Below are 6278 nucleotides of genomic sequence, written 5' to 3'. Positions count from 1 at the left end.
CTTTCCTGTTCTCAAAGCAAAAAAAACGCCCCGAAAGGACCCCTTTTTCGCCCCACCAAAACAATACCTTTACCGTTTTAGCGGGTGCAAATATAGATAGCTTTATTTAATACCACCAAACAATTTTCAAAAAAAAATCAAAAAAAATACAAATAATTGAAAATCAGTTAATTAAGTGATTGAATTTGACTATTCAAAAAGAGTTCGGACCCAATAATCTTGTTATCAGGATTTTAAAAAATAAATTAGGAAGAACAATATAAAAAACATCACTGTTTTTTCAAACAAAACCTCTATTGTATGCCTAAATTCAACCTATTATCTTTGCCCACTTAAATAATAGGTGAAAATGATTAAAATAACGCTTCCTGATGGAGCAGTCAAGGAGGTATCCAACGGCAGTAGCCCAATGGACGTAGCTAAAAGTATTAGTGAAGGTTTGGCAAGAAATGTAATTTCAGCCAAGTTCAATGATTCTATTGTAGAAGTTACGACACCCTTAACCACGGATGGTTCTTTGACGTTGTATACTTGGAACAATACCGAAGGTAAAACTGCCTTTTGGCATTCATCTGCACACGTATTGGCACAAGCCATTGAAGAGTTATATCCTAACGCCAAGCTGACTATTGGGCCAGCTATTGAGAAAGGGTTCTATTATGACGTAGATTTTGGTGAGCGTTCCATTTCAGAAAAGGATTTTCCAACAATTGAAAAGAAAGCATTAGAAATTGCTCGAGGAAAGCATGATTTCAAAATGAAGGCGGTTTCCAAAGATGATGCATTGAAATTTTATACTGACCGAAACAATCCATATAAAGTTGAGCTCATAGAAAACTTGGAAGATGGCACCATTACTTTTTGTGACCACAGCACGTTTACTGACCTATGCAGAGGAGGCCATATTCCAAATACAGGTATTATTAAAGCGTTTAAAGTTCTTAGTGCAGCTGGCGCTTATTGGCGAGGGGATGAAAAGAACAAACAACTAACCCGTGTTTACGGCATCTCCTTTCCCAAACAAAAGGAGCTTACGGAATATCTTGAACTCTTAGAAGAAGCTAAAAAAAGGGACCATAGAAAATTAGGAAGGGAATTAGAACTATTCACATTCTCCCAAAAAGTTGGTCAAGGTCTTCCTTTATGGCTACCCAATGGTGCTGCTCTACGTGAACGGTTGGAGCAGTTTTTGAAAAAAGCACAGAAAAAAGCAGGATATGAAATGGTTGTTTCTCCACATATCGGTCAAAAAGAGCTTTATGTTACCTCTGGGCACTATGCCAAATATGGTGAAGATAGTTTTCAACCTATTCACACCCCAAAAGATGATGAAGAGTTTCTTTTGAAGCCAATGAATTGTCCACATCATTGCGAGATTTACAATAGTTTTCATTTTAGCTATAAGGATTTACCCAAGCGGTATGCCGAATTTGGCACCGTCTATAGATATGAGCAAAGTGGAGAGTTACATGGTTTGACGAGGGTTAGAGGATTTACACAGGACGATGCACATATATTTTGTACTCCCGAACAACTCAATGATGAATTTAAAAACGTAATCGACCTCTCACTATATGTCTTGACATCTCTAGGTTTTGATGACTTTACAGCTCAAGTTTCCGTGAGGGACTTGGACAATCCTGAGAAATATATTGGGGAGCCAGAAAATTGGGAAAAAGCAGAAAACGCCATCATTAATGCCGCTAAAGAGAAAGGATTGGATTTTGTCATCGAATCAGGGGAAGCCGCTTTCTATGGACCCAAATTGGATTTTATGGTCAAGGATGCCTTGGGAAGAAGTTGGCAACTGGGTACCATCCAGGTGGATTATAATTTACCAGAACGTTTTAATCTCACCTACAAAGGTAGTGACAATGAACTACATAGACCGATAATGATTCACCGGGCTCCCTTTGGTAGCATGGAACGCTTTGTTGCCATTTTGTTAGAGCATACCGGTGGGAATTTCCCATTGTGGTTGATTCCAAACCAAGCTATGGTACTGCCTGTCAGTGAGAAACATGAAAAATATGCTGAAAAAGTTTTAAATTCTTTAGAAAATAACGAAATTCGCGCGCTCATTGATAATAGGAACGAGACTGTAGGTAAGAAGATTCGAGAGGCAGAAATGAAAAAGGTTCCTTTTATGTTGATAATGGGTGAACAGGAAGAAAGCTCCAACACAATATCCGTGCGAAGGCATGGTGGAGAAGACTTGGGAAGTATTAGTGTTGAAGCATTTTCAGACTTGGTGGCTACTGAAATAAATAGTACCTTAAAGTCGTTCTAAAAATTTAAGTTTAATTAAAAAGTATACGTCATAGCAATACGAAGAAGATCTAGACCCCAACCAAGGAGGGAAAATAAAAACCCTCATAATATCAATGAAAAAATCACTGCCCCCCAGGTAAGACTGGTTGGGGACAATGTGGAAATGGGTGTTTATCCCATTACAAAGGCATTAGCCAAAGCTCAAGAATTGGAGTTGGACTTAGTTGAAATTTCGCCAAAGGCAGCACCTCCGGTTTGTAAAATCATGGATTACAAAAAGTTTCTTTATGAGCAGAAGAAACGAGACAAGGCTCTAAAAGCAAAAGCGACAAAAGTAGTTGTTAAGGAAATTAGGTTTGGTCCACAAACGGATGACCACGATTACGAGTTTAAAAAAAGGCATGCTGAAAAGTTTTTAAAGGATGGAGCCAAGCTGAAGGCCTATGTGTTTTTTAAAGGACGCTCCATTGTGTATAAAGATCAAGGAGAAATCCTTTTGTTAAGACTGGCCCAGGAATTAGAAGAACTTGGAAAGGTTGAGCAAATGCCAAAATTGGAAGGAAAGCGAATGACCATGTTCATCGCCCCCAAAACAAAAAAGTAAATATCTGAACTTAGGTTCAGCATATATAAAGCGGGACATCGGGGAAAACTCGATGCTAAATTATAAAGAGGAGAAAATGCCTAAGATGAAAACAAAATCCAGTGCCAAAAAGCGATTTAAGCTTACAGGTTCTGGTAAGATTAAAAGAAAGCATGCTTTTAAGAGTCACATCTTGACCAAAAAGTCTAAAAAGCGTAAGCTTAAATTGACCCACTCAACTTTGGTACATGAGTCGGATGTCAATAGCATTAAAGAACAATTACGTTTAAAATAATTGTTCAGTCGGTACATTAATTATTAACCCTGGAGTCGGGCCATTAAAGTTCCTTAAAGAGGGCGCCTGCTACAAAAAAATGAAACATTATGCCAAGATCAGTTAATTCAGTTGCTTCAAGAGCTAGAAGAAAAAAAGTGATGAAGCAAGCCAAAGGTTACTTTGGAAGACGTAAAAACGTTTGGACAGTAGCCAAAAATGCGGTTGAAAAAGCAATGCTTTATGCTTACCGCGATAGAAGAAACAAAAAGAGAACTTTCCGCGCCCTTTGGATTACCCGTATCAATGCAGGAGCAAGACTACACGGTATGTCTTATTCCCAATTTATGGGCAAAGTAAAAGCGCAAGGAATTGAGCTTAATAGAAAGGTACTTGCAGATTTGGCCATGAACCATCCTGATGCGTTCAAAGCCATCGTCGAAAAAGTAAAGTAAAAATTATTTTCCCGCTTAAAAAATCCCGCTCACATGAGCGGGATTTTTTGTTAAGAACCAAAAGCAGTCAATACCAGGTTCCGTCCGCCACCATTGTCCCTATGTTCGCAAAGGTATATTCCTTGCCAAATGCCTAAGTTCAGTCTTCCCCTTGTAATCGGAATCTGAACCGAATTCCCCAAAAGCGAAGCTTTAATGTGGGCAGGCATATCATCTGGTCCTTCATAAGTATGTATGTAGTAAGGAGCATTTTCTGGCACCATTTCATTAAAATGACTTTCAAAGTCAGTACGTACGGTAGGGTCAGCATTCTCGTTAATGGTTAATGAAGCTGAAGTATGTTTGATAAATACATTCAAAAATCCCTTTTCAATTTCTGAAACCTCTGGAATTGATGCCTTTATTGTTTCAGTGATAAGATGAAAACCTCTTCGCTTCGCTTTTAACTGAATTTCGATTTGATAGTATTTCATACTGGGAAATTAATACAAACTTTACATCATTGGAGAAACAACCGCTACCTTTGCTCTTTTAAAATTCAGCTATGGACTTATCAAAAATAAAAATGGTGGTTTCGGATATGGATGGTACCCTATTGAATTCAAAGCATGAGGTCAGCCGTCTTTTTTTGGAACAGTTTCAAGAGCTGAAAAAGCGAAACATACAGTTTGTTGCCGCAAGTGGTCGGCAATATCCTAGCATGGCTGATAAACTCAATGAAATCAAGGACGATATCATCTTTATTTCAGAAAATGGAGCCTTTGTCAAAAAAGGAGATGAAGAACTGTCTGTAATCCCCATAAATGAGGGTTTGACACAAGAGCTTTTGGAAATTGTGGATTCAATTGATGGAGCATATGCCATGCTATGTGGCAAGTATACGTCCTATTTTGATGGCAAATCCATGTCTTTTCTCGAGCAACTTAAAGAATATTATTCCCATTACGAGGTAGTAGAGGACTATGCAGCTGTAACCGATGAAATTGTAAAAATTGCGGTCTACCACGGCATTAGTGCTGAAAAATACATCTATCCAAGAACCAAACACCTTGATGAGCAGGTCAAAGTCAAGGTCTCGGGACAAAATTGGGTAGATTTAAACCATATCGAGGCTCATAAAGGAAACGCTTTGCAAAAGGTCATGGATAGTTTCGGTATCAATTCAAATGAGGTATTGATTTTTGGAGATTACAACAATGATTTGGAAATGTTATCTCTGGCAGAGTATAGTTTTGCCATGGCGAATGCACATCCTAATGTGAAAAAAGTAGCCAATTTTGAAACCTCAAGCAACAACGAATTCGGAGTAGAGAAAGTTTTAGAAAAGCTTCTATGAAAGATATTGATTTTCTTATTGAAAAATTCAATCTTGAACCCCACCCAGAAGGGGGCTATTTCAAAGAAACTTACAGAAGTATCGGGTCCATAGAAAAGAGTTCGTTACCAACCAATTACAGTGGAAAACGAAACTATTCAACCGGTATTTATTTTTTACTTACCTCAGATACCTTCTCGGCATTTCACAAAATAAACCAAGATGAAATCTGGCATTTTTATTCTGGCTCTCCCCTTAAACTATCCATGATTTCTGATGAGGGCGATTATTCAGAACAAATAATCGGAGCTGATTTTAAATCTGGACAACTTCCACAATTTGTTGTGCCCGGCGGATACTGGTTTGGAGCCAAAACGTTAAAATCAGACAGCTACTCCTTTATGGGCTGTACGGTATCCCCGGGATTTGATTTTGAAGATTTTATCCTTCCCAATCAAGCCGAACTTTTGAAAAAATTCCCACAGCATGAAACAGTTATAAAGGAACTCACACGTACTTAGATTGTTATTTCTTAACCAATTACTCTGTTAATCAGAAAGTTCACAACAATTTATTGCACCGAAGAACCTCTACCTCTAGCTTTACTCTAAACTCGCTAAAGTATGCTCCAATTGCCAACCACTGAATCTGGTGGGTTTAATTTATGGGGGACTCTATTCTTTTTGCTTCTGGGAGGCTTATATACTTCATGGAGTCAGGCACCTTCTGCAGGGGATTTAGTCAAGGTGCATAATGCCAATCAAACCGAGATAGGTAGTATTTCAAATCCAGAGGATGGCATGCTCGTTTTCAATGAAGACACTGGGCAAATCAATTTTTTTTCAGGTTCCAGCTGGGTTGCGCCCTCTAATGAAAGTAAAACCATAGTTCTAAATAGAGCTAGCGGCGGAAATAATAACCTTATTGTAAACAGCACAAATACCTATTACGATTTTCCTGTCAATGCCACACACGAACTCAGTAATACTGGTGGTATATACCAAACATTGGGAAATGGCAGAATACGAATAACGGAAACTGGAACCTATTTTATGAGTGCAGCTTTTTCGGTACGAGATATGCCATCTGGAAACACTAAATATATTATCGGGATTTTCATCAATGGAACTTTACGTGGGTATCTTACCAGAGGATTTGCTTCTTTACCTAATCAAGATTGGTGGGGTACTTCTGGAACCATTATTTATCCACTACAAGCCAATGACGAAGTCCGATTTAGGTATGTAGTAAACAATAATGGGAATCCTTTGGACGCTGTTTTTGTAAACATTGGTATTACCCAACTCTAACTTCTCTAACAGTTCTTTTCTGTTTAAGACAATTACCTGTTTTCTTAACTAAATTCTTTCGTTGTTTTAT

Annotated in this window: 8 protein-coding genes; 7 read left to right on the top strand and 1 reads right to left on the bottom strand. The window is 38.2% G+C overall.

Features of this window, described 5'->3' with window-relative positions; all coding sequences use genetic code 11:
• Nucleotides 1-349 precede the first annotated feature (349 nt).
• The 4 genes from thrS (at nucleotide 350) to rplT (ending at nucleotide 3583) form a co-directional block, all read left to right on the top strand.
• Nucleotides 350-2290, top strand: a complete 1941-nt coding sequence (thrS, locus tag CLV81_RS20390; RefSeq protein WP_106148091.1) for a threonine--tRNA ligase — start codon at nucleotides 350-352, stop codon at nucleotides 2288-2290.
• A gap of 36 nt (nucleotides 2291-2326) precedes the next feature.
• The gene (gene infC / locus CLV81_RS20385) at nucleotides 2327-2875 is read left to right on the top strand and encodes a translation initiation factor IF-3 (RefSeq protein ID WP_146129954.1); all 549 of its coding nucleotides are present in this window, start codon (nucleotides 2327-2329) and stop codon (nucleotides 2873-2875) included.
• A gap of 76 nt (nucleotides 2876-2951) precedes the next feature.
• Nucleotides 2952-3149: a 50S ribosomal protein L35 gene (rpmI, locus tag CLV81_RS20380; RefSeq protein ID WP_073181711.1), complete on the top strand. Its 198-nt coding sequence runs from the start codon at nucleotides 2952-2954 to the stop codon at nucleotides 3147-3149.
• 89 nt (nucleotides 3150-3238) lie between these two features.
• A complete protein-coding gene (gene rplT / locus CLV81_RS20375) occupies nucleotides 3239-3583 on the top strand; it encodes a 50S ribosomal protein L20 (protein WP_106148087.1) in 345 nt (114 codons plus the stop codon).
• A 50-nt stretch (nucleotides 3584-3633) separates the two neighbouring features.
• Here rplT and CLV81_RS20370 read toward each other — a convergent pair whose 3' ends face one another.
• A complete protein-coding gene (locus tag CLV81_RS20370; RefSeq protein ID WP_106148085.1) occupies nucleotides 3634-4056 on the bottom strand; it encodes a secondary thiamine-phosphate synthase enzyme YjbQ in 423 nt (140 codons plus the stop codon).
• 71 nt (nucleotides 4057-4127) lie between these two features.
• Between CLV81_RS20370 and CLV81_RS20365 the strand changes: the two genes are divergently transcribed.
• The 3 genes from CLV81_RS20365 to CLV81_RS20355 all read left to right on the top strand — a co-directional run bounded on the left by CLV81_RS20365 (nucleotide 4128) and on the right by CLV81_RS20355 (nucleotide 6208).
• Nucleotides 4128-4919 carry an HAD family hydrolase gene (locus CLV81_RS20365; RefSeq protein ID WP_106148083.1) on the top strand — a complete coding sequence of 264 codons (792 nt, stop codon included), beginning with the start codon at nucleotides 4128-4130 and terminating at the stop codon, nucleotides 4917-4919.
• The gene (locus CLV81_RS20360) at nucleotides 4916-5419 is read left to right on the top strand and encodes a cupin domain-containing protein (protein WP_106148082.1); all 504 of its coding nucleotides are present in this window, start codon (nucleotides 4916-4918) and stop codon (nucleotides 5417-5419) included. The genes CLV81_RS20365 and CLV81_RS20360 overlap by 4 nt, the downstream gene beginning before the upstream one ends.
• 102 nt (nucleotides 5420-5521) lie before the next feature.
• A complete protein-coding gene (locus tag CLV81_RS20355; protein ID WP_106148080.1) occupies nucleotides 5522-6208 on the top strand; it encodes a hypothetical protein in 687 nt (228 codons plus the stop codon).
• The last annotated feature ends 70 nt before the right edge of the window (nucleotides 6209-6278 follow it).

Source organism: Flagellimonas meridianipacifica (genome assembly GCF_003001695.1).
GTDB lineage: Bacteria > Bacteroidota > Bacteroidia > Flavobacteriales > Flavobacteriaceae > Flagellimonas > Flagellimonas meridianipacifica.
This window is presented reverse-complemented; position numbering and strand designations above follow the sequence as displayed.